Raw genomic sequence first — 24,001 nt, 5'->3', positions numbered from 1 at the left:
ACGACCAACAGGTGGGGCACTCATGGCAGCACCAGATCGCGGCAAGGCCCTTGACTTGGCCCTCGCGCAGATCGACAAGCAGTTCGGCAAGGGCTCGATCATGCGGCTCGGCGAGCGTGGCAACGTGCCGGTCGAGGTCATCCCGACCGGTTCGATCGCGCTGGACGTGGCGCTGGGGATCGGCGGCTATCCGCGCGGCCGAGTGATCGAGATCTACGGTCCGGAGTCCTCCGGTAAGACCACCGTCGCGCTGCACGCGGTGGCCAACGCGCAGGCCGGCGGCGGCATCGCGGCCTTCGTCGACGCCGAGCACTCGCTCGATCCCGACTACGCCAAGGCGCTCGGCGTCGACACCGACGCGCTGCTGGTCTCCCAGCCGGACACCGGTGAGCAGGCGCTGGAGATCGCCGACATGCTGGTCCGCTCCGGCGCGCTGGACATCATCGTGATCGACTCGGTGGCCGCGCTGGTGCCGCGCGCCGAGATCGAGGGCGAGATGGGGGACAGCCACGTCGGCCTGCAGGCCCGGCTGATGAGCCAGGCGCTGCGCAAGATGACCAGCGCGCTCAACAACTCCAACACCACCGCCATCTTCATCAACCAGTTGCGCGAGAAGATCGGCGTCATGTTCGGCTCGCCGGAGACCACCACCGGTGGCCGCGCGCTGAAGTTCTACGCGTCCGTACGGTTGGACGTGCGGCGGATCGAGACGCTCAAGGACGCCGGCGACGCGGTGGCCAACCGCACCAGGGTCAAGGTCGTGAAGAACAAGGTGGCTCCGCCGTTCAAGCAGGCCGAGTTCGACATCCTGTTCGGCCACGGCATCAGCCGCGAGGGCTCGCTCATCGACGTCGGCGTGGAGCAGGGCCTGGTCCGCAAGTCCGGTGCCTGGTACACCTACGAGGGCGACCAGCTCGGCCAGGGCAAGGAAAACGTCCGCAAGTTCCTGATGGACAACCCCGACCTGGCCGACGAGATCGAGAAGCGGATCAAGGAGAAGCTGGGGGTCGGCGCGACCGTCGACGCCGACGCGACCGCACCGGAGCCGGTGGACTTCTAGGTGCGCGACCGACTTCCTGCTCCGGGTCGCTCAGGTCGATCGACCAGTGAACCCCCTCCAGGTGACCCTGAAGACGACCCGGGTGACCCGGAGCAGGTAGCCAGACAGATCTGCCTGCGGCTGCTGACCGACCGCGCGCGCACCCGCACCGAGCTGGAGACCGCGTTGCGCAAGCGTGACGTGCCGGACGAGGTCGCGGCCGGCGTGCTCGACCGGTTCACCGAGGTCGGCCTGATCGACGACACCGCATACGCGCAGGCGTGGGTCGAGACCAGGCAGCGCGGCCGCGGGCTGGCTCGCCGCGCGCTGGCCGCCGAGCTGCGCCGCAAAGGCGTGGATCCGGGGGCGGTCGAGCAGGCGCTGGATCGCGTCGACCCGGAGGCCGAGCGTGCCGCCGCGGTCGAGCTGGTACGCAAGCGGCTGCGCGGCATGACCGGCCTGCCGCCAGAGGTGGCCGCGCGCCGGCTGCACGGCATGCTGGCGCGCAAGGGCTATCCGGCCGAGCTGGCGACCGCGGTCGTACGTGCCGAGCTCGACGGCCTGGAGCCGGAGCAGTCCCTCTAACCGCACAAACAAGACATTCGGCGCAGACTGCGAGCGCTTCGCCTGTCAAGGGCCAGTAAGCACCTTATGGCCGGTTAAGGTTCCGTTAAGGTCCGCTCCGGATCTTGTCGGCGTGTCCGCGCCTGTGAATCTCAACGCACGAAGTGGCGGTCTCGACGTATTTGTCCTACTTACCTCACCGGTTTGTCCGACTTACATAGACACGCCGTCGCACTCAGCTTGACCGGCTGTGGCGACCGCCATAGCCTCAGAAATTACCGAATGAGGAGCCCGCATACCTGCGGGTAACGGACTGCGCGACTACATAACGCACGACAACGATGTCACGACGAACCGGGCCCTGAAGCCCGTCTGATCGACCGTCGCGAGACGGTTGTTTGTTCGCCGACCGATCACCGGTCGGGTGGGTTCTGTGGCGGTGGCGATACGTCGCTGCTCCAGAATCGTCTCCGCAGCCGTGCCGTGGCACGGTGTGGCTCCTCTGGCGGGAGCATGCGCTGATGCATGTTTCCAGCGGTCGCCTTCGCGGCGGCGTGGCATGAGGAGTGTGCGATGGGCATGGAGCAGTTGGCGCTGACGCTCGTCGTCGTCTTCGTCGCCGTGGTGGCCGGCGGGATCCTGGTGCTGTTCGTCGCGCGCAAACTCGGCATCACGCAGCAAGGCCCACGCAGCGCTGAGCCCACCTCGGCCGACACACCCTCTGCAACGAACGAACCGGTTGCCGCGGTTCCGGACGTGACGGTCAGCAAAGAGGCCAGCAAGGAGGCCGCGGCGCAGATCGCCGCCGAGGCCGAGCGGCTGCTCGCCGAGGCGCGTACGTCCGCCGCCGACATCACCGCCGAGGCCCGCCGGCGCGCCAGCGAGGAGCTGGCCGGCGCTCGCGAGGAGGCGCAGCGCACCATCCAGCGTGAGCTCGGTGAGCGTACGGAGTCGATCCGCCGCCTGCAGTCCGAGCTGGAGCGCCGCGAGGCACGCGCGACCGAGCGCGAGAAGCGGCTGGACACCCAGGCCAACCGGCTGGAGCAGCGCGGCCACGAACTGGCCGAGGCCGAGTCGGCGGCGGCCGTACGCGAGACCGCGCTGGCCGAGCGCGAGCAGGCGGCCGAGGCGGCGGAGGCGGCGCGCACCGCCGAGCTGGAGCGGATCGCCGGCCTGACCGCCGAGGACGCCAAGACCGAACTGGTCAAGAGCATCGAGACCCAGGCCAAGCGCGACGCGGCGCTGCTGGTGCGCGACATCGAGGCGGAGGCGCGATCCAACGGCGAGCAGCGGGCCCGCAGCATCGTCGTCGACGCGATTCAGCGGGTGGCCAGCGAGCAGACCGCGGAGAGCGTGGTCGCCGTGCTGCACCTGCCGGGCGACGAGATGAAGGGCCGGATCATCGGCCGCGAAGGCCGCAACATCCGCGCGTACGAGTCGGTCACCGGAGTCAACCTGATCATCGACGACACACCCGAAGCGGTGCTGCTGTCCTGCTTCGACCCGGTACGCCGGGAGATCGGCCGCATCACGCTGGAGAAGCTGGTGCTCGACGGCCGGATCCATCCGCACCGGATCGAGGAGGTCTACGAGCAGTCCAAGGCCGAGGTCGAGCAGCTCTGCCAGCGCGCCGGCGAGGACGCCATCGTCGACGTCGGCATCACCGACGTACACCCCGAGCTGGTGACCCTGCTCGGCCGGCTGCGCTATCGCACCAGCTACGGCCAGAACGTGCTCAAGCACCTGATCGAGACCGCGCACATCGCCGCGCACATGGCCGCCGAGATCGGCGTCGACCCGGCCAGCGTCAAGCGCGGCGCGTTCCTGCACGACATCGGCAAAGCGCTGACCCACGAGGTGGAAGGCAGCCACGCGCTGATCGGCGCCGACCTGGCGCGTAAGTACGGCGAGCACGAGGACGTCGTGCACGCCATCGAGGCGCACCACAACGAGGTGCAGCCGCGCACCATCGAGGCTGTGCTGACGCAGGCCGCCGACTCGTGCTCCGGCGGCCGTCCCGGTGCGCGCCGCGAGAGCCTCGAGGCTTACGTGAAGCGGCTGGAGCGCATCGAGGAGATGGCGCAGGAGAAGGACGGCGTCGAGAAGGTCTTCGCGATGCAGGCCGGCCGCGAGGTCAGGGTGATGGTCTCGCCGGACGCGGTCGACGACATCGCCGCCGGCATGCTGGCCCGCGACCTGGCCAAGCAGATCGAGGAAGAGCTCACCTATCCCGGCCAGATCCGGGTCACCGTCGTACGCGAGTCACGCGCCAGCGAGATCGCCCGCTAGCGCCTGCCCTGATCACTGCCCCATCGACCGGTGTTCGCACCGGCCTGCCGGCGGATCATGGCTTCATGCGACCCAGGCAGACACCGGCCGAGCCGCATCGGCAGCCGGGCCCGGCCAGCCGGCCGGCCGACGCGGAGAAAGCCGAGACGCGGGCCGGCATGCTGACCAGCCTGCAGCGTACGGCCGGCAACCGCGCCGTCGGCGGCATGCTGGCGGCGAACGCGCGGCCGACGGGGCAGCCATCGGTGCAGCGTGACGGGGTGAAGAACAAGGAAGGCATCCTCGACGGCCAGTTCATCGGGACGTACGCGGACGCGGAGAAGTTCCTCACGACCCGCGCCACGGAGGTGGAGAAGGAGCGCGCGGCGATCCTCGGCGACGGCGCGCCGGCACCGCCGCAGCTGTTCACCGCGATCGCCGAAGGCCAACAGCTGGCCGCCACCGTACGAGCCGGTGGTGCGAAAGAGATCGACGAGGTCACCTACGACCAGGTGGACGCCTGGTATGGCAAGGCGGCCAGCGCGATGGACGCCGGCGAAAACGTGCGCATCGAGCTGGCCGCGCAGAAAATGCTGGAGATCAAGCAAAAGGCGGAGAAGGAGAAGGCGGACATCGCGGCCGCGCAGGACCGGATCGCCGACGCCAAGGCCAACGCGTTCCGCGCCGACGACGACTCGCTGCTCGCGGCTTTGTGGAGCTGGTCGACCGCGCTGCTCGACTCCGGGCTGGCGATCGAGCCGGTCATCGCCGAAGCGACCGAGATGCACCAGATGCTGGTCACGTCGGCTCGCGCCGCCGCGGCGCAGGCCGGCCCCAACGTCGGCCGCATCGAGGCCTCCTTCAAGATCCCCGAAGGCGGCAAGGTGTTGCCGTTGCTCAACAACGTCAACAAACTGATCGCCGTCTACACAACGGTGACGGCCGCCGCGGACCTGGTCTCCTCGAAGGGATCGGTGTCGGACAAGGCAAAGTCCGACATCAAGGCCTCGGTCAGCCTGGTCAGCGCGGTCGGTACGCTGATCGGTGCGTCGGCCAGCATCTCGATCGCGCTCAACCTGCACATCGGTCCGATGACCGACGCCTGCCTCAACGCGCTCGGCAAGCTGGAGGACGTGGCCCGCAAGGTCAACCGCGATCTCATCAACCGCGGCGAGTACGACAAGGTCAACTGGGACCTCGAACAGGGCGGCCGGCCGCTGTTCACCTTCATGCTCGCCGTACGCAACGCCAGCGGTCCCGACGGCGTGCCCCAGTCGGTGCCGTCTCAGGTGTCGTCGTTTTTCCTCACCAAGAGGAGCGAGATCGAGGCCGGCGCGGCCGGTGGCAAGGCCGGAGACGAGTTGCCGACGACCGGCAGGTGGTTCTGGAAGAAGGTCGACCAGAGCCGGATCCGCGCCTGGGTCTTCGCGCACCGGGACAACCTGTGGGCCTCCTTCTATGGCAGCGCGGCGCCCGGCGCGAGCACCTGAGCCGGCGAAATTGCCTGCCGAAGCCGTTTGATTGCGGGTGACAAACGGATTTTCTCCGGTGTTTTCGGCAAACCGCGGGAGAAACCGCTGTTTCGCCGCGTACGGTCAGCTTCGGGTGTCGAGGTTTGCCGATCGTGGTGGGAAAATCCGGCCGTCCGGGTGGAAACCGGACGCTGTTGCCGCCGGTCACTGGCGATGTTTATCGACTAGTTACATCATGATCGGTGAAACTTTAGCCCGACTTTTCCGATAAATCCTGGCAATTCCGCGTTGTCGGTAAAGCCTACCTATAGATAGGTCAATTTATTACGTAGCCGTACGGATTGTTCCGGCCGCGCCGGCCTGTCGAAATTGTGGCACCGCTCTCCCCATCTCGCATCACGTGACCCCGCGTGGTGCACAGCCCTGTCCGGAGGTAGGTCCATGAGAAAGACCCTGCGCAGATTGGGCATCACCGCAGTGGCATGCGGGCTCGGCGTGACCACGGTCGCGGCCGGCCAGGCAGCCCACGCGGCGCCGGCGAAACCGGATCAGAGCCAGGCGATCGCCTGGGCCAAGCAGTCGCTGGCCGCGCAGCCGGCGATGGCGAAAACGTCGTCCGGCGACGCCTACCAGGTCAAGCGCGTGATCATCGACCCGGACGGCGCCTCGCACGTACGGTTCGATCGTACGTATCGCGGCATGCCCGTGCTCGGCGGCGACTTCGTGGTCCACAACGCCGCAACCGGTGCCTTCACCGGCATGTCGATCGCTCAGGACAAGCCGGTTTCGGTTGTCTCCGCGGCGAAGATGAGCGCCGCCACGGCGAAGTCCTCGGCCACCAAGTTCTTCGACGGCAAGGTGACCGGCGCGGGGCAGTCGCGGCTGGTCGTCGCGGCCGTCGAGGCCGGCGCGAGCCGGCTCGCGTACGAGACGGTGGTCACCGGTTTCGAGCCGGACGGTCAGACCCCGAGCAAGCTGCACGTGGTCACCGACGCGTCCACCGGCGCGCTGCTCTACAAGACCGACGAGGTCATGGACGGCACCGGCACCGGCGTCAACGTCGGCAGCGTTTCCTTCTCCACCACCGGATCGGCCGGCAGTTACCAGCTGACCGACTCGACCCACGGCAACGGCTACACCTGCGACCTCAACCAGGGGACGAGCAGTTGCGCGCGGATGACCGACGCGGACGACGTGTGGGGCAACGGGCAGGCGAGCAACCGCCAGTCCGCCGCCGTCGACGCGCACTTCGGCGCCGCGAAGACCTTCGACTACTACAAGAACGTGCACGGCCGCAACGGCATCTTCGGCGACGGCCGCGGTGTTCCGAGCCGCGTGCACTATGGCAACGCGTACGTGAACGCCTTCTGGGACGGCTCGCAGATGACCTACGGCGACGGCGCCAACAACGCCAACCCGCTGACCGCCATCGACGTGGCCGGCCACGAGATGAGCCACGGCGTCACGCAGGCGCTCGCCGGCCTGTGCTACACGACCGCCGACTGCGGTGGCCTCAACGAGGGCACCAGCGACATTTTCGGCACCATGGTCGAGTTCTACGCCAACCTTCCGGCCGACAAACCGGACTATGACATCGGCGAGAAGATCAACATCTTCGGTAACGGCAAGCCGCTGCGCTACATGTACAACCCGCAGCTCGACGGCCGCTCGTACAACTGCTGGCTGTCCGGCCGCCGCGTCGACCCGCACTACAGCTCCGGCATCGCCAACCACTTCTTCTTCCTGCTGGCCGAAGGCAGCGGCAACACCGCCTACGGCAACAGCCCGACCTGCAACAACTCGACGGTGACCGGCATCGGCCGGGACAAGGCCGCGAAGATCTGGTACAAGGCGCTGGACGAGGGCTTCGTGTCCAACACGACCTATCCCAACGCCCGCACCGAAACCCTGCGCGCCGCGTCCTCGCTGTATGGCAGCACCTCGGCGGAGTACAAGGCCGTCGCCGCTGCCTGGAGCGCGGTGAGCGTCAACTAGCCATGAGAAAACGAGGGGCCATCGTCCTCTCGGTCGTGGCCGCGGTGGCGCTGCTCGCCACCGCGGCACCGGCCGTACCTGCCACGCAGACCACCGCATTGCCCAACGGCGCACCGGACATTTCCACCGCCGCGGTGAAAACTCACCTGACGCAGCTGCAGACCATCGCGACCAACCAGGGCGGTGGCAACCGTTGCACTGGATCCGCCGGTTTCACCGGTTCGGTCAACTATGTCAAGCAGAAGGCGACGGCCGCCGGCTATCGGGTCACCGAGCAGCCGTTCACCACCCCGTCGGGCCGGCGCAGCAGCAACGTCATCGCCGAGATTCCTGGCCATGACACGACGAAAGTCATCATGGCCGGCGGTCATCTGGACAGCGTCTGCGCCGGTCCGGGGATCAACGACAACGGGTCCGGCTCGTCCAGCATCCTCGCCGTGGCCGAGGCTTTCGCCGCCGCCAACCCGAATCCGGCAGTGACCGTACGGTTTGGCTGGTGGGGTGACGAGGAGTCCGGCCTGAACGGCTCGAAGTACTACGCCACCAACCTGCCGAGTGCCGAGCGTACCCGGCTGAAGGCATATCTGAACTTCGACATGGTCGCGTCGCCGAATGCCGGCTATTTCGTCTACAACGACGATGACGCCGCGATCGCACAAACGATCAACAACTACTTCGCGCAGATCGACGTCCCGACCGAGGGACAGGGAGTCGGCGGACGCAGTGACAGCGCGTCCTTCCAACGTATCGGCGTGAAAACCGGCGGCATCTTCACCGGCGCCGAACAGCGGATGACCGCCGCGCAGGCGCAGAAATGGGGCGGCCAGTCCGGTGTCGCGTTCGACCGTTGCTATCACCGGTCGTGCGACACCTCGTCCAACATCAACGACACGGCACTCGGCCGCAACGCCGACGCCATTTCGTGGACGATCTGGGAACTCACCCGCTGACAACGAAAACGGCCCGCACTCGCGACGAGTGCGGGCCTTTTCGTCACCGTACGAACCTGGCCAGCTGGTCGAGTGCGTCGGCTGCCTCCGGCAGAAACGACCAGTAGAGTGGGAAACTCTGCGCCGCCACCGGGTAGATCTCCAGCCGCACGTCGACGCCGCACGCGCGAGCGTGCGCGGCCAACCGCTCGGCGTCCGGAAGGCCTTCGTCGCCGGCGGCGGCCTGGATGAGCATCGGCGGCATGCCGGTGAGATCGGTGTGCAGCGGATCCAGCGCCGGGTCGTCGACCGGATGACCGGCGAGATAATGCGACATCCCAGAGCCGCGCCGGCGCGAGTGGCCGAATGCGCCGGCTGGTCCGGCAGCCGGTCCGGTGCCGCCATGCTGATGTCGACCCATGGCGTGATGAACACGCACCGAGCCGGCAGTGCGTCCTTTATGCGGACCAGTAACGAAAACGCGTGCCCTGCGCCAGAGGTGTCGCCGACCAGCACGAGGTCGCCGGCCGTACGCGCCAACCAGCGACAACAGGCCTCGGCGTCGTCGACCGCGGCCGGATTTCCACGTCTGCCAATGGAAGTTGCGCGTAATGCGGCTCGGCCAGCTCGCGGAGCCGGTCGACGTCCGCGTAGGTCACGTCGTCGAACGGCTCACCGAGCCGGCGAATCCGTGCCGCGAGCTCGCCACCGATCGACCGCGTGGAGGTGACCGCGTCCTCGACGCCGGCCAGGATCGCCGGCGTACGCTCCAGCAGGTGCGCGCCGGCCAGGGTGAGCGCGACGTTCTGCGTCGAACGGGTGAACAGGACGCAGCCGAGAATTCGCTCCAAACCGGCGATCCGCCGACTCAGCGCCGACTGCGACACATACAGCCGGGCCGCCGCGCGGCCAAAGTTGCGCTCCTCGGCGAGCACCGCGAACGACCGCAGATGTCGCAGCTCCAAACCGTCGGTCATGCCGCCATCACGCCCAACCTCGTTGCGCTGGATGCAAGACGCCGATGTCGAACCTGCATTTCCGTTCGGTCATGCGATCGGTGAGGCTTGAGCCCAGTGACGACGAACGGAGTGACGAATGCGAAAACTGTTCTCTTTCATGGCGATCAGCGCGGACGGCTATCACGCGAACACGGCCGACACGGTCGAATGGCAGACCTTCGGCCAGGAGTTCGCCGACTATTCGGTCGAGCAGCTGGACGAGGTCGACACGTTGGTGCTCGGCCGCACGACGTACGAAGGCCTGCCGCCTACTGGACCAGCGATCTGGGCGCCGGCTTCGATCCGCGGATCGCGGACCGGATGAACGAGCCGACCAAGCTCGTCGTCTCCGGCTCACTGACCTCAGTGGACTGGAGTGGATCACGGCTGGCCAGCGTCGGTGACATCGCCGCGTACAAGCAGACGCCCGGCAAGGACATGGCCGTGCTTGGCAGCTCGACGCTGATCGGCTCGCTGCTGCGCGCCGGTCCGGTCGACGAACTGCGGCTGATGGTCAACCCCGTGCTGCTCGGAGCCGGTGCCAAGGTGTTCGACACCGCCGGCATGGTGCCGCTGGCGCTGACCCGCGTACGGCCGTTCGAGTCCGGTTAATTATCGGCCGACGAAACAGGCCCGCACTCGGGACGAGTGCGGGCCTATTTCGTCGGTGCTGCGCTACAAGTTGCCTGTCGGTGGCACGCCACCCATGGTGTTGCCACCCTGAGCCGCGGTGCCGGCCGCCTCGGCGGCCTGAGCGGCGCCCGGCGCCACCTTGACCGACCGGCGCGTACGCGCTTCCAGTCGGTTTGCCAGCAATGCCAGCAAAAGACAGGTCGCGATGTAGATCGAGCCGCCGACGATCGTCAGCGGGATCAACGGAAACGCGAACTCCGGCGCGGCGGCGAGCTGCTTGATCTGCTTGAGCAGCTCGTCGTAGGTGACCAGGAAGCCCAGCGCGGTGTCCTTCAGCAGCACGACCAGCTGGCTGATGATTGTCGGCAGCATCGTACGCACCGCCTGCGGCAGCAGGACCGTACGCATGACCTGCGACTTACGCATGCCGATCGCGTACGCCGCCTCGCTCTGGCCTTTCGGCACCGCCTCGACACCGGCGCGGAAGATCTCCGCGAGCACCGAGCCGTTGTAGAGCGTCAGGCCGATGACCACGGCCCAGAACGGAGTGAACGTCACACCGAAGCTGGGTGCCGCGTAGTAGAACAGGAACATCAGCAGCAGCAACGGAATCGCGCGGAACAGCTCGACCAGCGCGAACGCCGGGCCGCGGACCCACCTGTGCTCGGACAGCCGCGCGATGGCGAGGCCGAAGCCGAGCGCCAGCGCGAGCACCGCGCCGACCGCGGCGGCCAGCAGGGTGTTGGCGTAACCGAGCAGCAGCGTGATCTGCACCTGCTGGTATTCGAAGATCGACCACTTCTGGCCGTCGAACTGGCCGGTGACATAGAACCGGTAGACGACGAAGGCCAGCAGTGCCACCAGGATGACCGACCCGATGATGCCGCCGGTCAGATAGCGACGCCGGGCCTTGGGCCCGGGCATGTCGAAAAGAACAGCGGTCGCGCTCATGCCACCCTCCAACGCCGCTCGAACCAGCGCTGCAGCGCGGACAGCGGCAGCACCAGGATCAGGAAGCCGATCACGACCCAGAGCAGCACCGGGAAGGCCGCGTAGCCGAGCTCGGACAGGTTGGACCGGATGGTGCCGGCCTCGGCGACGCTGAACCCGGCCGCGATCGTGGTGTTCTTCAACAGCGCGATCAGCAGGCTGGACACCGGCGGCACGACCGCGCGGAAGGCCTGCGGCAACAACACCAGGTTGAGCGTCTGGAAGAAGGTCAGCCCGACCGCGCGCGCCGCCTCGGCCTGACCCGGTGGCACCGAGTTGAGGCCGGCCCGCACTGCCTCGCAGATGAACGCCGAGGTGTAGGCGCTGAGTGCGATCAGCGCGAACGCGAAGAACGAGAAGTTGATCTCCAGGTACGGAAAGCCGAACGCCACGAAGAAGAACACCAGCGTCAGCGGCGTGTTGCGCAGGATGTTGACATAGCCGGTGCCGAAAGCGCGCAGCACCGGAATCGGCGAGACACGCATGCCGGCCAGCGCCGTACCCCAGATGAGCGAGGCGACGCCGGAGATCAGGAACAGCTGGATCGTGACCCAGAACGACTGCAGATAAAGCGGCCATTGGTCGACGATCGGAGCGAACAGGTCAGCCAGAGAGTGCATCTACCTCCGCCTCCCGCGGCGGCGCGCACGACGCCGATGTCGGACTTCGATAAGGGTGAGCCGCGGCGCCGGCTGGCGCCGCGGCTCGACACGGTTGGGTCAGTAGCGCTCGAGGGCCGGCGGCTCGGCCGTCGTCCCGGACTTGCCGAGCGTGGCGTCGTAGATCTTCTTCCAGGAGCCGTCCTTCTCCAGGCCGTCCAGGATGTCGTTGATCTTGCCGCGCAGCGCGCTGTCGCTGAGCGCGATGCCAACACCGTAGGGCTCCTTGGAGAACGGCTTGCCGATCACCTTGAGCTTGCCCGGCTGCTGCGCCGCGTAGCCCTTCAGGATGGCGTCGTCGGTGGTGACCGCGTCGACCTGCTTGTTCAGCAGCGCGTCCACGCACTGCGAGTACTTCTCGAACTCGCGGGTCTCGGCGCCGTACTTGTCCTTGTGTTCCTTGATGTTCTGGATCGGTGTCGAGCCGGTCACCGAGCACACCACCTTGCCCTTGATGGTCTCCGGGCCGGTGATGCTGGTGTCGTCGGCGCGTACCAGCAGGTCCTGGCCGGCCACGTAGTACGGGCCGGCGAAGGAGACCTGTTTCTTGCGCTTGTCGTTGATCGTGTACGTGCCGACGTAGTAGTCGACCTGGCCGTTGGTCAGCGCCTGCTCGCGGTTGGCCGACGGGATCGGCTGGTACTGGATCTTGTCAGGGCCGAAGCCGAGCTTGGCCGCGATCGCGTTGGCGATGTAGATGTCGAAGCCGGAGTACTTGCCGGTGGTCGGGTCCTTGTAGCCGAGGTTGGGCTGGTCCTCCTTGACGCCGATGATGACCTTGCCGCGGCTGGTCATCGCCTGGAACGTCTTGGAGCCGTCCACCTTCACGTTGGTCGCGACCGGCACGGTCACGTCCGCGCTCGGCGCGCCGCCGCCGGTGGGGCTGCCGGTCTTGCCGCAGCCGGTCAGCGCGAGCGCGCCGGCCACCGCCACCGCCACCGGGACCAGAAGCTTCCGTAGCTTCATCGTGTTTCCCTTGCCTTTCTTGGAAATTCAGCCGTGTTCGACAGTGCGATCAGTGCGTCAGGATCTTGGACAGGAAGTCCTTGGCCCGGTCGGACTGCGGATTGGTGAAGAACTCGTCGGGGGTGTTCTGCTCGACGATCTGGCCGTCGGCCATGAACACGACCCGGTTGGCGGCCCGCCGCGCGAACCCCATCTCGTGGGTCACCACGACCATCGTCATGCCGTCCTTGGCCAGTGCGGTCATCACTTCCAGGACCTCGTTGACCATCTCCGGGTCGAGCGCGCTGGTCGGCTCGTCGAAGAGCATGATCTTGGGGCGCATGGCCAGCGCGCGGGCGATCGCCACGCGCTGCTGCTGGCCGCCGGACAGCTGCGCCGGATACTTGTCCGCCTGGTTGCCGACGCCGACCCGGCCGAGCAGCTCCATCGCGGTCTTGTGCGCCTCGTCGCGGGACACCTTGCGCACCTTGATCGGGCCGAGCATGACGTTCTCGACCACGGTCTTGTGCGCGAACAGGTTGAACTGCTGGAACACCATGCCGACCTCGCTGCGCAGCCGGGCCAGGTCACGGCCCTCGGCCGGCAGCGGCTGGCCGTCGATGGTGATGGTGCCGGACTGGATGCCCTCCAGCCGGTTGATCGCGCGGCAGAGCGTCGACTTGCCGGACCCGGACGGGCCGATGACCACCACGACCTCGCCGCGGTTGATCGTCATGTTGATGCCGCGCAGGACGTGCAGCTCGCCGAAATACTTCTCCACATCGGCAAGAACCACCAAGGGCTGGTCGGCACCGGGCTCTGGCGACTTGTCCTTGACCAGGGCATTCGGGGACTCACCCATCAGCGGCTCCTTCTTAGGGTCCCGTGCTGTCTGTTGGCGTTGTGACGCTGCACTCTAGCGGTGGCCGGCAACGGACGATCATCGCGGCCGCTACCTGTCACGGCTTTTCTTTACCTTCGCATTGTGGTCCGTGCGGGGCCGCCGCGTCTGGTGAATGACCGGACCGCTGACCTGCTGGTCCGCACGCGTACGCTGGAGATCGCTATGACGACTTTCGCGGCCCCCGCTCCAGCCGAGGACAACTCCGGACGTACGTACGCGATCCGGACATTCGGCTGTCAGATGAACGTACACGACTCCGAACGGCTCGCCGGCCTGCTGGAACAAGCCGGTTATGCGCGCGCCGACGGCGACGACGCCGACGTGGTCGTCTTCAACACTTGTGCGGTACGCGAAAACGCGGACAACAAACTTTACGGACATCTCGGGATGTTGCGTCCGGTCAAGCGTGAGCGGCCCGGCATGCAGATCGCCGTCGGCGGCTGCCTGGCGCAGAAAGACCGCGGCGAGATCGTCCGCAAGGCGCCGTGGGTCGACGTCGTGTTCGGCACGCACAACGTGCACTCGCTGCCGGTGCTGTTGGAGCGCGCGCGGCACAACCAGGAGGCCCAGGTCGAGATCCTGGAGTCGCTGGAGGTCTTCCCGTCGAGCCTGCCCTCGCGCCGCGAGTCGACGTACGCGGGCTGGGTGTCGGTGTCGGTGGGCTGCAACAACACCTGCACGTTCTGCATCGTGCCGGCGCTGCGTGGCCGGGAGAAGGACCGCCGGCCCGGCGACGTCCTGGCCGAGGTCGAAGCGCTGGTGGCCGACGGCGTGCTGGAGGTGACGCTGCTCGGCCAGAACGTCAACTCCTACGGCGTCGAGTTCGGCGACCGGCAGGCCTTTGGCAAGCTGCTGCGCGCGTGCGGCGAGATCGACGGCCTCGAGCGCGTACGGTTCACCTCGCCGCACCCGCGCGACTTCACCGACGACGTCATCGAGGCGATGGCCGAGACGCCGAACGTCTGTCCGTCGCTGCACATGCCACTGCAGTCGGGCTCCGACGAGGTGCTCAAGCGGATGCGCCGCTCCTACCGGTCGTCGCGTTACCTGTCGATCCTGTCGCGCGTACGCGAGCTGATCCCGCACGCCGCGATCACCACCGACATCATCGTCGGTTTCCCCGGCGAGACCGAGGCCGACTTCCAGCAGACGCTGGACGTGGTCGAGCAGTCGCGGTTTTCCGGCGCCTTCACCTTCCAGTACTCACCGCGTCCCGGCACGCCGGCGGCGTCGATGGACGAGCAGGTGCCGAAGGCGGTCGTGCAGGAGCGCTACGAGCGGCTGCTGGCGCTGCAGGAGGAGATCTCGCTGGCCGCCAACCGGTCGTTCGTGGGGGAGACCGTCGAGGTGCTCGTCGCGACTGGCGAGGGCCGCAAGGACGCGCGTACGCACCGGATGTCCGGCCGCGCGCGCGACGGCCGGCTGGTGCACTTCGCCGGCGACCCGTCGGTCATCCGTCCCGGTGACGTGGTGACGACGGAGATCACCTACGGCGCGCCGCACCACCTGGTCGCCGACGGGGCGGTGCTGAGCCACCGCCGTACGCGCGCCGGCGACGCCTTCGCGGCAGCCACTGCGCCGCGTACGCCCGGCGTGCTGCTCGGCATGCCCAAGATCGGCACCCCCGCCTGACCCGGCCGTCCGACCGACGACGCAATCGGAATCCGATTGCGTCGTCCGGCTACTGCGGCTGCTCGGCGAGCTGCAGGAACCGCCGCTTGCTCTCCAGCGCCTGCTCGGCGTCCTTGATCCGCCGCTTGTCGCCGGCAGCGCGGGCTCGCTCCAGCCGCTGCTCGGCCTCGGCCACCTGGTTACGCATCTGGGTCAGCAGCGGGTTGGCCTCGGCACTGCCGCGCCGCCAGTCGGCGTCGGCCGCGTCGCGTACGCGTTCCTCGATCGAGCGCAGCCGTCCCTCCAGAGACCCCATAGCCTCGCGCGGCACCCGGCCGATCGCCTCCCAGCGGGCCTGGATGTCGCGCAGCCGGCTCTGCGCCGCGCGTACGTCCGAGTCGATCGGCAGGTTCTCCGCCTCGGCGAGCAGCTCCTCCTTGGCCTTCTGGTTGTTGCGCTGCTCGGCGTCGCGCTCGCTGAACACCTCGTTGCGGCGGGAGAAAAACGCGTCCTGCGCGGCACGGAACCGGGTCCACAGCGCGTCCTCTGCCTCGCGTGGCGCGCGGCCGGTGGCCTTCCACTCGCTCATCAGCTGCTTGAGCCGGGTCGCGGTCGGACCCCACTCGCTGGAGGCGGACAGCTCCTCGGCCTCGGCGACCAGTTTCTCCTTGGCCGCCTGCGACTCGCGGCGGGCCGCGTCCAGGCCGGCGAAGTGGCTGCCGCGGCGGCGGCCGAAGGCGTCGCGCGCGGCCGCGTAGCGCTTCCACAGCTCGCCGTCGGACTTGCGGTCGGCCCCGCGGATCGCCTTCCACTCGTCCAGGATGGCCCGCAGCCGGTCACCGGCGACCTTCCACTGGGTGGACTCGGCGGCGATCCGTTCGGCCTCCTCGACCAGCGCGGTCTTCGCGGCGATCGCCGCCTCGCGCTGTGCGGCGCGCTCGGCCTTGGCCTTCTCGGCGCTCTCGGCGACCTTCTCGGTCAGCGCGGCCAGCCGCGCGGCGAGCGCGTCCAGGTCGCCGACGACGGCGGCGGTCGGCAGGCTCTCGGTCAGCCGCTTGACGCTGGTGGCGACGTGCGAGGCGTCCGTGCTGCCGGAGGCCAGCCGGGTTTCGATGAGCTCGACCTCGGTGACCAGGTCGTCATATCTGCGTGCGAAGTGGGCCAGGCCTTCCTCGGGTGAGCCGGCCTGCCAGGAACCGACCACGCGCTCGCCGTCATTCGTACGGACATAGACCGTGCCGTCCGCGTCGATCCGCCCGAACTGGGTTTTCGGCGATTCGCCGTCGACCATGACCACCCTCGTTTCCCCGGCACCGCGTCGCGGGCCCCATCGCATGCAGTGGCATTCTCTCGTATTCGACCCGCTCCTCGCCGGCCAATTCGGTTTGTCACTCTACGACCTGTGCCGTGCTTGCCGCGCTGGTCACGGTCCGTACTCGCAGCGGACGCTAATGTCTTGTCTCGTGCCTGTTGCCACCGGTGTCCGTGAGCACCCTCCGTTGCCGGTGCCGATGACCCGGTACGTACGTATTTACGGCGATTCATGGCGGATGTGCGATGCCTGACGTCGTCGCGATCGTCGGTCCGACCGCGACCGGCAAGACCTCGCTCGGCGTCCGGCTGGCCCAGCGGCTCGGCGGCGAGGTGATCAACGCCGACTCGATGCAGCTCTATCGCGGCATGGACATCGGTACGGCCAAGCCGACGCTGGCCGAGCGCGGCGGCGTGCCGCATCACCTGCTCGACATCTGGGACGTACGCGAGACGGCGAGCGTCGCGATCTATCGCCAGCAGGCGCGCGCGGTCATCGACCGGCTGCTGGCCGGCGGCAAGGTGCCGATCCTGGTGGGCGGCTCGGGCCTCTATCTGCGTGCGGTGCTGGAGGCCTTCGACTTTCCGGGCACCGATCCGGTCGTACGGTCGCGGCTGGAGGAGGAGCTGGCGACCGTCGGTCCGGCCGCGATGCACGAGCGGCTGGCCTTCGCCGACCCGGCCGCCGCCGCGGTGATCCTGCCGAGCAACGGTCGCCGGATCGTACGCGCGCTGGAGGTCATGGAGATCACCGGCGAGCCGTTCACCGCCACGTTGCCGGAGCGCCGGCCGGTGTACGAGACCGTGCAGATCGGTCTGGACCGGTCGCTGGAGGACCTGGACACGCGCGTCGACCAGCGCGTACAGCTGATGTTCGCGGCCGGTCTGGTGCGTGAGGTGCGCGAGCTTGAGCGCGTGGGGTTGCGGTCCGGCCTGACCGCGTCGCGCGCGCTCGGCTATGCGCAGGTGCTGCGGATGTTCGACGGCGAGCTGCCGGAGGCCGAGGTGGTCGACGTGACCGCGCGCGCGACGCGCCGGTTCGTACGCCGTCAGCGCAGCTGGTTTCGTCGCGACGACCAGATCCACTGGCTCGACGCTGCCCGCCCAGACCTTGTCGAGGCGGCGCTCGCCCTCTGCCGAGCCTGAGCCGGCCGAGTGCGAAACTGTCCGACCGCGGTGGAACTCTGGTTTCAGGGGTGCATTTTTCGCCTCGGCCCGGGGGTCCCCCCGGTTTTGATTCTTCCAGGTGCCACCGACAAAACCGGGCCGGAGCCGGCTCCGGCCGCGGCGGCGGGGTTGGCGTACGGCCTGGCGTACGGCAGATTGACCGGCATGCCAACGCTTCGCTTCTCCCGTCTGTCACGCCGGTTGGCCGCGCTGGCCGCCGTGACACTGCTGGCCGGCCTGTTGGCCGGCTTGGTGCCGGCGACCGCCGGCGCGGCCACCACCGGTCGTCAGCCGACACCGAAGCAGCCGGTCGCCACCGGCTACGGCGGCGCGGTGTCCACAGTGGATGCCGACGCCACGCAGGCCGGCCTCGCCGTGCTGCGGCGCGGCGGCAACGCGGTCGACGCCGCGGTCGCGGCCGCCGCTGCGCTCGGTGTCACCGAGCCGTACTCCGCCGGCATCGGCGGTGGTGGCTTCTTCACCTACTACAACGCCAGGAGCAAGCGGGTCTACACGATCGACGGCCGGGAGACCGCTCCGGCGAGCTTCACCTCGACGACGTTCACCGAAAACGGCGCGCCGATCCCATTCGCCGAGGCGGTGACCAGCGGCCTGTCCAACGGCATACCAGGCACGCCGGCCACCTGGGCACTGGCGCTGCGCAGCTGGGGGACGCTGTCGCTCGGCCAGGCGCTGCGTCCGGCCGAGACGATCGCGCGCAACGGGTTCGTCGTCGACCCGACTTTCCGCACGCAGACCTCGGACAACGCCGACCGGTTCAGGGACTTTCCGGCGACCGCCGCGCTGTACCTGCCAGGTGGTCAGCCGCCGGCGGTCGGCTCGGTTCTGCGCAACCCCGACCTCGCGCGCACGTACGAGCAGCTTGGCCGGCAGGGGGTCGGCGCGATCTACGGCGGCTCGATCGGCCGCGACATCGTGCGTACGACCCAGCAGCCACCGGTCGACCCGAAGGCGACCCGCAAGGTGCGGCCAGGGCAGATGACGATGAGCGACCTACGGCGCTATGTCGCCATTCCGCGTACGCCGACGCACGTCACCTATCGCGGACTGGATGTCTTTGGCATGGCGCCGGCGTCTTCCGGCGGCATCGCGGTCGGCGAGGCGCTGAACATCCTCGGCAACGTCGACCTGTCGAAGATGACTCAGGCGGAGTATCTGCACTATTTCCTGGAGGCCTCGCGTTATTCGTTCGCCGACCGCAACCGGTGGGTCGGCGACTCCGCGTACGTGAACGTGCCGCAGCGTGAGCTGCTGTCGAAGGGGTTCGCGCGGGAGCGGTTCTGCCAGATCAGTCCCACCAAGGCTTCTGTCGGCACGGTCGCGCCGGGCAGTCCCGACGGGTCGTACGGCTCGTGCTCGCCGGGCCGGGTCGCCGCGCCGACCGGTTACGAGGGGCCCAACACCACCAATCTGACCACCGCCGACCGGTGGGGGAACGTCGTCGAGTACACGCTCACGATCGAGCAGACCGGTGGCTCCGGCATCACCGTGCCGGGTCGCGGCTTCCTGCTCAACAACGAGCTGACCGACTTCAACTTCGTGCCGATCACTCCTGGCGTGCCCGACCCCAACCTGCCAGGCCCCGGCAAACGGCCGCGGTCGAGCATCTCGCCGACGATCGTGCTCAAAGACGGCAAGCCGTTCTTCGCCACCGGCTCGCCGGGCGGCGCAACGATCATCACGACGGCCCTGCAGGTCATACTCGGCCGCGTCGACCGCCGTCTGTCGCTGGAGGACGCGATCGCCGCACCGCGCGCGTCCCAGCGTAATGCCGCGCAAACCGAGGCCGAGCCGGCGTTCAAGGCCGCGCCGTACTTCGCGACGCTCGTCGCGATGGGGCACCAGTTCAAGGACAATCCCGAGATCGGTGCCGCGACCGGCATCGAGTTCCTCCGCGACGGCCGGCTGCTGGCCGCCGCCGAGCCGGTACGCCGTGGCGGTGGTGCGGCCGGAGTCGTCCGCGCCGGCTAGGAAGTCCGCCTGGCCACCATGCGTGCGTCAGGCGCACGTAGGGAGTCCCCGCGGCCGATCGAGTGCCGAGGCGGCCGCCGTACGATGGATTGGTGAGCATCCCCAACGGCCTGCGGTTCTGGAAGGGGCACGGCACCGAGAACGACTTCGTGCTGCTGCCCGACCCGGACGGCGAGATCGACCTGACCGCCGAGCTGGTGCGAGCGCTGTGTGACCGGCGCGCCGGCATCGGCGCCGACGGCGTGTTGCGGATCGTACGCTCGGCGAAGCATCCGGAGTCGGCGCAGTACGCCGCCGAGGCCGAGTGGTTCATGGACTTCCACAACGCCGACGGCCTGGTCGGAGAGATGTGCGGCAACGGTCTGCGCGTCTTTGGCCGCTGGCTGCTGACGCACGGTGAGGCCGGGCCTGGTCCGTTCATGGTGGCGACCCGTGCCGGACTGCGCCGCGTGACGCCGGATGGCGACCTGATCACCATCGACGCCTGCCGGCCGGCCATCGGCGCGCCGACGCGCGCGATCGTCACCGGTCGCACGTACGAAGGTGTCGCGGTCGACGTCGGCAATCCGCATCTCGTGTGCGTTGTCGACGGTCCGGACACCGTGACCAGCCTCGATCTGAGCCGGATCCCGGAGATCGACGCGACCGTCCATCCGGCCGGCGCCAACGTCGAGTTCGTCGCGCTCGACCAGCCGCCGGTCGACGGCGCCGACCTGCACGTGGTCATGCGCGTCCACGAGCGCGGTGTGGGGGAGACGCGGTCCTGCGGCACCGGCGCCTGCGCGGTCGCCGCGGTCGCGCTGCGGCGCGCCGGCCGCGTGGACGGCACGGTCGCCGTCGACGTGCCAGGCGGCCGGCTGTTCGTACGCCTTGATGGACCATCGGCGCTGCTCACCGGCCCAGCGGTGCTCGTCGCGACCGGCGAGTACGCGCGATGAGCGACCGCGAGCTGCTGGCGGCGGCGAGCGAGATCCTGGACGGCGCGGTCGCCGAGTTCACCGGCCAGCTCGGCGCGCAGGCGTCCGTGCACAAGAGCGCCAAGGACTTCGCGACCGAGGCCGACCTGTCGATCGAGCGCCACCTCACCGCCGCACTGACCGAGCGCACCGGCATCCCCGTACACGGCGAGGAGCACGGCGGCCCGCCGCTGGACACCGGCACGACGTGGGTCCTCGACCCGATCGACGGCACTGCCAACTTCTCGCTCGGCCTGCCGCTGACCGGCACCAATCTGGCCCTGGTACGCGACGGCCGTCCGGTGATCGGGCTGACCTGGGCTCCGCTGCTGCACGAGCGATACGCGGCCACCGCCGACGGACCGGTGTTGCGTAACGGGGAGCCGGTGCCGGCGCTGCAGCGGGCCAAGCTCGCCGACGTGGCGATCGCCTTCGGCAACGTCACCGCCAACGGTGGCCGGCGGTTTCCGACCCGCTGGCGGATGGCGCTGCTCGACACGCTCGCCGAGCGCAGCCTGCGCGTACGCGTGCTCGGCTCCACCGCCGTCGAGGCAGCGTGGACCGCGGCCGGCGTAACTGGTGGGATGGTCGCCTTCGGCAACCATCCGTGGGACACCTTTCCTGGCGCGTGCATGATCCGCGCCGCTGGCGGAGTCGTCACCGACGTCGACGGCAGCGAGCACTCGCTGTCGAGTCGCGGCATGCTGGCCGGCGCTTCTGGCGTACACGAAGAGTTGCTGGACGCACTGGCCGCGGTCGGTGCGCCGGCCGACTATCTCGACTGATTCGCGCGGTGTTCACCCCGTTTTTCCACTACCGGCAACCGGCGATGTTGTGCTGTGCGGGCAACAGTGCCGCGATTTCCAACTATTGACCGTATTGAGAGTTTTGTCGGAATTCGACTCCTAGATTTTGGCTCTGTAGCTGGTCTCTCGTTGCACCGGTGGTGCCGTTGTGGCAACGTTCGGTGACAGTGCCGTTTTCGGCGCTGTACAACCAAGATCATTGGTGACAGCGTGGAAAGCGCGATCTGGTCGCCGACGCCGCCGGCCACGGGTTTGGCGTAGGAGGCGCGAGTTGTACCTGGTGTTCATGGACGGCTGTGAGGTGCCCGCGCCAGCGCGGTCCGGTCTCGGTGCGATCCGCGCGATCGGCGGCATCCTGGTGCCGGAGGGCGAGGTGGCCGGCTTCGACAGCGACCTGCGCCGGATCCGCCGCGAGGCCGGCCTGGCGCCGGGCGAGCGGCTGGACTGGTCCACCGACGGCCGGCAGCGCGGCGGCTGCCAGGTGCAGCCGGCCAACGACCGCGACCGCCGCCTGCACGTCCACACCACCGTGCTGGCGGCGGCGATGCGCCGGGACGTACGGTCCGTCGTGGTGGTCGCCGACCAGGACGTGGCCGGTCGCGACGACGTGGTGCGTACGTTTCTCGGCGGCGTCGCCGCCTACCTCCAGGATCGCGACGAGATCGCCGTGGTGGTCGCCGATCCGGTCGACGAGGACCTCACCTCGGCCGCGCGTGACCTCGCCGAGGTCCGGCCGGCGGAGGGACCGTATCCGGCCGAGACGCGGATCGTGCTGCCGGTGCTGAGCGCACCCGCTCGCCAGGTGCCGCACCTGCAGGTCGCCAACCTGGTGGTCGGCGCGACCGCCGCGGTGGTCGCCGGACAGCCGCTCGGCGCTCCGCTCGCGCCCCTGCTGAGCCGGCTGATGGCACGGCGTACGGCCGGTGGCATGCGGTCGCCGCAGAGCACCGCCGGCGGGGTCGGCCTGGTGCTGGAGCCGCCGCGCTACAACCTGCTCAACTGGGCCTTCGGCGAGCGGTGGCACTACGACACGGAGCAGCGGCAGCTCGTACAACTGCCACACCGCGACTGGGACTACGCGCGATCCGACGGCCTGCCGACGCGGCCCCACCAGACCGTCGCCTGACCACGCCGAAACCGTCGTACGCCCGCGGCAGGCTTTATATCCGGGGGTGCTTTTTCGGCTGCACAATCGGGACCCGGTCGTGCAGCCGAAAAAGCACCCCTGAAACCAGAGTCCTCGCGGCCACCGACAGTTTGACCGAGGACTATGCGGTGGCGGCCTCGCGGATGGCGGCGGCGACGGCTGGCGCGACCGAGGAGTCGAAGACGCTCGGCACGATGACGGTCGGGTTGACCTTGTCCGGACCGACCGCGTCGGCGATGGCGGTGGCAGCGGCGAGCGCCATCGGGGTCGTCCAGTCGCGCGCCTGAGCATCGAGCAGGCCGCGGAAGACGCCGGGGAAGGCCAGCACGTTGTTGATCTGGTTGGGCTGGTCGGAGCGGCCGGTGGCGACCACCGCGGCGTGCCGGCGCGCGGCCACCGGGTCGACCTCCGGGTCGGGGTTGGCCAGCGCGAAGACGATGGAGTCGTCGGCCATGGCGGCGATGTCGTCCTCGTCCAGGATGTTCGGCGCACTGACGCCGATGAACACGTCCGCGCCGCGTACGGCACCGCGTACGTCGCCGACATATCCGCTCGCGTTGGTGTTCTCGGCCAGCCATTGCATCGACTCGTTCAGGCCGGGCATGTCCTTGTGCAGAGCCCCGTTGCGGTCGCACGCGACGATGTCGCCGACCCCCTGCGCCAGCAGCAGCTTCATGATCGCCGTGCCGGCCGCGCCGGCGCCGGAGACGACGATGCGTACGGCCGAGAGGTCCTTCTTCACCACGCGCAGCGCGTTGGTCAGCGCGGCCAGTACGACGATCGCGGTGCCGTGCTGGTCGTCGTGGAAGACCGGGATGTCCAGCTCGTGCCGGAGCCGGTCCTCGATCTCGAAGCACCGCGGCGCGGCGATGTCCTCCAGGTTGATGCCGCCGTACGCCGGCGCGATCGCCTTGACGATTCGGACGATCTCGTCGGTGTCCTGCGTGTCCAGCACCACCGGCCAGGCGTCCACGCCGGCGAACCGCTTGAACAGCGCGGCCTTGCCTTCCATCACCGGCAGCGCGGCGGCCGGCCCGATGTTGCCCAGGCCGAGCACCGCCGAGCCGTCGGTGACGACCGCGACGGTGTTGCGCTTGATGGTCAGCCGTCGCGCGTCGTCCGGGTTTTCCGCGATCGCCAGGCAGATCCGCGCGACGCCGGGGGTGTACGCGCGGGACAGCTCGTCACGGTTGCGCAGCGCGACCTTCGGTGTGACCTCCAGCTTGCCCCCGAGGTGCAGCAGGAACGTACGGTCACTGACCTTGCGCACCTCGACGCCCTCGAGCGCGCGCAGCGCGGCGGTCACCTGGTTGGCGTGCTCGCCGTCGGCGGTGTCCGCGCTGATGTCGACGAGGATGTTCTCGGTCGTCGAGTCGACGATGTCCAGAGCGCTGATGATCGCGCCGGCCTCGCCGACCGCGGTGGTCAGCCGGCCGACCGCGGAGGCGTCGGCCGGCACCGCGACCCGGACCGTGATGGAATAGCCGGCGCTGGGCATGCGAGTCGTCACGGCTCGATCGTCGCAGACGATCGCCGGCCGCGGATGCCGGGGTTTGGCCGTACGCAGACACTCCAGATCAGGGAACATCCCGGGGATTTCCCGGATGAGAGGGCC

The 24,001-nt window shown here is 68.7% G+C and carries 21 protein-coding genes and 1 pseudogene; 14 read left to right on the top strand and 8 right to left on the bottom strand.

Going from position 1 to position 24,001, the window contains the following annotated elements:
- Positions 1-22 precede the first annotated feature (22 nt).
- From recA to GNX95_RS14755, 6 genes are all read left to right on the top strand, one after another.
- Entirely contained in the window at positions 23-1,060 is a 1,038-nt protein-coding gene (gene recA, locus GNX95_RS14780) for a recombinase RecA (RefSeq protein WP_163507638.1), read from the top strand.
- Positions 1,061-1,624, top strand: coding sequence for a regulatory protein RecX (locus tag GNX95_RS14775; protein WP_163507637.1), 564 nt, complete (start codon positions 1,061-1,063; stop codon positions 1,622-1,624).
- Positions 1,625-2,176: 552 nt separating this feature from the next.
- Positions 2,177-3,892, top strand: coding sequence for a ribonuclease Y (gene rny / locus GNX95_RS14770; RefSeq protein WP_163507636.1), 1,716 nt, complete (start codon positions 2,177-2,179; stop codon positions 3,890-3,892).
- Between the two features lie 65 nt (positions 3,893-3,957).
- The gene (locus GNX95_RS14765) at positions 3,958-5,361 is read left to right on the top strand and encodes a hypothetical protein (protein ID WP_163507635.1); all 1,404 of its coding nucleotides are present in this window, start codon (positions 3,958-3,960) and stop codon (positions 5,359-5,361) included.
- Positions 5,362-5,784: 423 nt separating this feature from the next.
- Positions 5,785-7,338: a M4 family metallopeptidase gene (locus GNX95_RS14760; protein WP_163507634.1), complete on the top strand. Its 1,554-nt coding sequence runs from the start codon at positions 5,785-5,787 to the stop codon at positions 7,336-7,338.
- Positions 7,339-7,340: 2 nt separating this feature from the next.
- Positions 7,341-8,288 carry a M20/M25/M40 family metallo-hydrolase gene (locus GNX95_RS14755; RefSeq protein WP_163507633.1) on the top strand — a complete coding sequence of 316 codons (948 nt, stop codon included), beginning with the start codon at positions 7,341-7,343 and terminating at the stop codon, positions 8,286-8,288.
- A 43-nt stretch (positions 8,289-8,331) separates the two neighbouring features.
- On the opposite strand, the pseudogene GNX95_RS14750 reads toward GNX95_RS14755, so the two are convergent.
- Positions 8,332-8,807: pseudogene (locus GNX95_RS14750) on the bottom strand (alpha/beta hydrolase fold domain-containing protein).
- Positions 8,726-9,244 (bottom strand): LysR family transcriptional regulator, encoded by a 519-nt coding sequence (locus tag GNX95_RS43815; protein ID WP_163507631.1) that lies wholly within the window; start codon positions 9,242-9,244, stop codon positions 8,726-8,728. The pseudogene GNX95_RS14750 and the gene GNX95_RS43815 overlap by 82 nt, the downstream one beginning before the upstream one ends.
- Positions 9,245-9,362: 118 nt before the next feature.
- Here GNX95_RS43815 and GNX95_RS14735 point away from each other — a divergent pair, with 118 nt between their 5' ends.
- A complete protein-coding gene (locus tag GNX95_RS14735) occupies positions 9,363-9,590 on the top strand; it encodes a dihydrofolate reductase family protein (RefSeq protein ID WP_163507630.1) in 228 nt (75 codons plus the stop codon).
- On the top strand, positions 9,587-9,877 hold the full coding sequence (locus GNX95_RS14730; RefSeq protein WP_163507629.1) for a dihydrofolate reductase family protein: 291 nt from the start codon (positions 9,587-9,589) through the stop codon (positions 9,875-9,877). The genes GNX95_RS14735 and GNX95_RS14730 overlap by 4 nt, the downstream gene beginning before the upstream one ends.
- A gap of 63 nt (positions 9,878-9,940) precedes the next feature.
- Here GNX95_RS14730 and GNX95_RS14725 read toward each other — a convergent pair whose 3' ends face one another.
- The 4 genes from GNX95_RS14725 to GNX95_RS14710 form a co-directional block, all read right to left on the bottom strand.
- Complete coding sequence (locus GNX95_RS14725; RefSeq protein WP_163507628.1) at positions 9,941-10,849, bottom strand: amino acid ABC transporter permease; 909 nt, start codon at positions 10,847-10,849, stop codon at positions 9,941-9,943.
- A complete protein-coding gene (locus tag GNX95_RS14720) occupies positions 10,846-11,508 on the bottom strand; it encodes an amino acid ABC transporter permease (protein WP_163507627.1) in 663 nt (220 codons plus the stop codon). Before GNX95_RS14720 ends, GNX95_RS14725 begins: the two co-directional genes overlap by 4 nt.
- Before the next feature lie 99 nt (positions 11,509-11,607).
- Complete coding sequence (locus GNX95_RS14715) at positions 11,608-12,513, bottom strand: glutamate ABC transporter substrate-binding protein (RefSeq protein WP_163507626.1); 906 nt, start codon at positions 12,511-12,513, stop codon at positions 11,608-11,610.
- A gap of 49 nt (positions 12,514-12,562) precedes the next feature.
- A complete protein-coding gene (locus GNX95_RS14710; protein WP_163507625.1) occupies positions 12,563-13,354 on the bottom strand; it encodes an amino acid ABC transporter ATP-binding protein in 792 nt (263 codons plus the stop codon).
- 204 nt (positions 13,355-13,558) lie between these two features.
- Between GNX95_RS14710 and miaB the strand changes: the two genes are divergently transcribed.
- Entirely contained in the window at positions 13,559-15,028 is a 1,470-nt protein-coding gene (gene miaB / locus GNX95_RS14705; protein WP_163508071.1) for a tRNA (N6-isopentenyl adenosine(37)-C2)-methylthiotransferase MiaB, read from the top strand.
- Positions 15,029-15,077: 49 nt separating this feature from the next.
- Here the strand turns inward: miaB and GNX95_RS14700 are convergent, their stop codons facing one another.
- A complete protein-coding gene (locus GNX95_RS14700) occupies positions 15,078-16,298 on the bottom strand; it encodes a DUF349 domain-containing protein (protein WP_163507624.1) in 1,221 nt (406 codons plus the stop codon).
- Positions 16,299-16,564: 266 nt separating this feature from the next.
- On the opposite strand from GNX95_RS14700, the gene miaA reads away from it, so the two are divergent.
- The 5 genes from miaA (at position 16,565) to GNX95_RS14675 (ending at position 22,365) form a co-directional block, all read left to right on the top strand.
- Entirely contained in the window at positions 16,565-17,464 is a 900-nt protein-coding gene (miaA, locus tag GNX95_RS14695; RefSeq protein WP_163507623.1) for a tRNA (adenosine(37)-N6)-dimethylallyltransferase MiaA, read from the top strand.
- Between the two features lie 186 nt (positions 17,465-17,650).
- Positions 17,651-19,477 carry a gamma-glutamyltransferase gene (ggt, locus tag GNX95_RS14690; protein ID WP_163507622.1) on the top strand — a complete coding sequence of 609 codons (1,827 nt, stop codon included), beginning with the start codon at positions 17,651-17,653 and terminating at the stop codon, positions 19,475-19,477.
- Positions 19,478-19,569: 92 nt separating this feature from the next.
- Entirely contained in the window at positions 19,570-20,415 is an 846-nt protein-coding gene (gene dapF, locus GNX95_RS14685; protein WP_343034850.1) for a diaminopimelate epimerase, read from the top strand.
- Entirely contained in the window at positions 20,412-21,218 is an 807-nt protein-coding gene (locus tag GNX95_RS14680) for an inositol monophosphatase family protein (protein WP_163507621.1), read from the top strand. Before dapF ends, GNX95_RS14680 begins: the two co-directional genes overlap by 4 nt.
- 292 nt (positions 21,219-21,510) lie before the next feature.
- The gene (locus tag GNX95_RS14675; protein WP_163507620.1) at positions 21,511-22,365 is read left to right on the top strand and encodes a hypothetical protein; all 855 of its coding nucleotides are present in this window, start codon (positions 21,511-21,513) and stop codon (positions 22,363-22,365) included.
- 142 nt (positions 22,366-22,507) lie between these two features.
- On the opposite strand, the gene GNX95_RS14670 is transcribed toward GNX95_RS14675, so the two are convergent.
- Positions 22,508-23,884, bottom strand: coding sequence for an NAD-dependent malic enzyme (locus GNX95_RS14670; protein ID WP_222853673.1), 1,377 nt, complete (start codon positions 23,882-23,884; stop codon positions 22,508-22,510).
- Between the last annotated feature and the right edge of the window lie 117 nt (positions 23,885-24,001).

The organism is Fodinicola acaciae (assembly GCF_010993745.1).
GTDB lineage: Bacteria > Actinomycetota > Actinomycetes > Mycobacteriales > HKI-0501 > Fodinicola > Fodinicola acaciae.
The sequence above is the reverse complement of the archived record's forward strand: the minus strand, read 5'-3'. Positions and strand labels throughout refer to the sequence as shown.

What these genes read in the sequence shown, in the direction of transcription:
- recA (WP_163507638.1), top strand. Translation starts at nt 23, where the DNA reads ATGGCAGCACCAGATCGCGGCAAGGCCCTTGACTTGGCCCTCGCGCAG.
- rny (WP_163507636.1), top strand. Translation starts at nt 2,177, where the DNA reads ATGGGCATGGAGCAGTTGGCGCTGACGCTCGTCGTCGTCTTCGTCGCC.
- GNX95_RS14765 (WP_163507635.1), top strand. Translation starts at nt 3,958, where the DNA reads ATGCGACCCAGGCAGACACCGGCCGAGCCGCATCGGCAGCCGGGCCCG.
- GNX95_RS14760 (WP_163507634.1), top strand. Translation starts at nt 5,785, where the DNA reads ATGAGAAAGACCCTGCGCAGATTGGGCATCACCGCAGTGGCATGCGGG.
- GNX95_RS14755 (WP_163507633.1), top strand. Translation starts at nt 7,341, where the DNA reads ATGAGAAAACGAGGGGCCATCGTCCTCTCGGTCGTGGCCGCGGTGGCG.
- GNX95_RS43815 (WP_163507631.1), bottom strand. Translation starts at nt 9,244, where the DNA reads ATGACCGACGGTTTGGAGCTGCGACATCTGCGGTCGTTCGCGGTGCTC.
- GNX95_RS14735 (WP_163507630.1), top strand. Translation starts at nt 9,363, where the DNA reads ATGCGAAAACTGTTCTCTTTCATGGCGATCAGCGCGGACGGCTATCAC.
- GNX95_RS14730 (WP_163507629.1), top strand. Translation starts at nt 9,587, where the DNA reads ATGAACGAGCCGACCAAGCTCGTCGTCTCCGGCTCACTGACCTCAGTG.
- GNX95_RS14725 (WP_163507628.1), bottom strand. Translation starts at nt 10,849, where the DNA reads ATGAGCGCGACCGCTGTTCTTTTCGACATGCCCGGGCCCAAGGCCCGG.
- GNX95_RS14720 (WP_163507627.1), bottom strand. Translation starts at nt 11,508, where the DNA reads ATGCACTCTCTGGCTGACCTGTTCGCTCCGATCGTCGACCAATGGCCG.
- GNX95_RS14715 (WP_163507626.1), bottom strand. Translation starts at nt 12,513, where the DNA reads ATGAAGCTACGGAAGCTTCTGGTCCCGGTGGCGGTGGCGGTGGCCGGC.
- GNX95_RS14710 (WP_163507625.1), bottom strand. Translation starts at nt 13,354, where the DNA reads ATGGGTGAGTCCCCGAATGCCCTGGTCAAGGACAAGTCGCCAGAGCCC.
- miaB (WP_163508071.1), top strand. Translation starts at nt 13,559, where the DNA reads ATGACGACTTTCGCGGCCCCCGCTCCAGCCGAGGACAACTCCGGACGT.
- GNX95_RS14700 (WP_163507624.1), bottom strand. Translation starts at nt 16,298, where the DNA reads ATGGTCGACGGCGAATCGCCGAAAACCCAGTTCGGGCGGATCGACGCG.
- miaA (WP_163507623.1), top strand. Translation starts at nt 16,565, where the DNA reads ATGCCTGACGTCGTCGCGATCGTCGGTCCGACCGCGACCGGCAAGACC.
- ggt (WP_163507622.1), top strand. Translation starts at nt 17,651, where the DNA reads ATGCCAACGCTTCGCTTCTCCCGTCTGTCACGCCGGTTGGCCGCGCTG.
- GNX95_RS14680 (WP_163507621.1), top strand. Translation starts at nt 20,412, where the DNA reads ATGAGCGACCGCGAGCTGCTGGCGGCGGCGAGCGAGATCCTGGACGGC.
- GNX95_RS14670 (WP_222853673.1), bottom strand. Translation starts at nt 23,884, where the DNA reads ATGCCCAGCGCCGGCTATTCCATCACGGTCCGGGTCGCGGTGCCGGCC.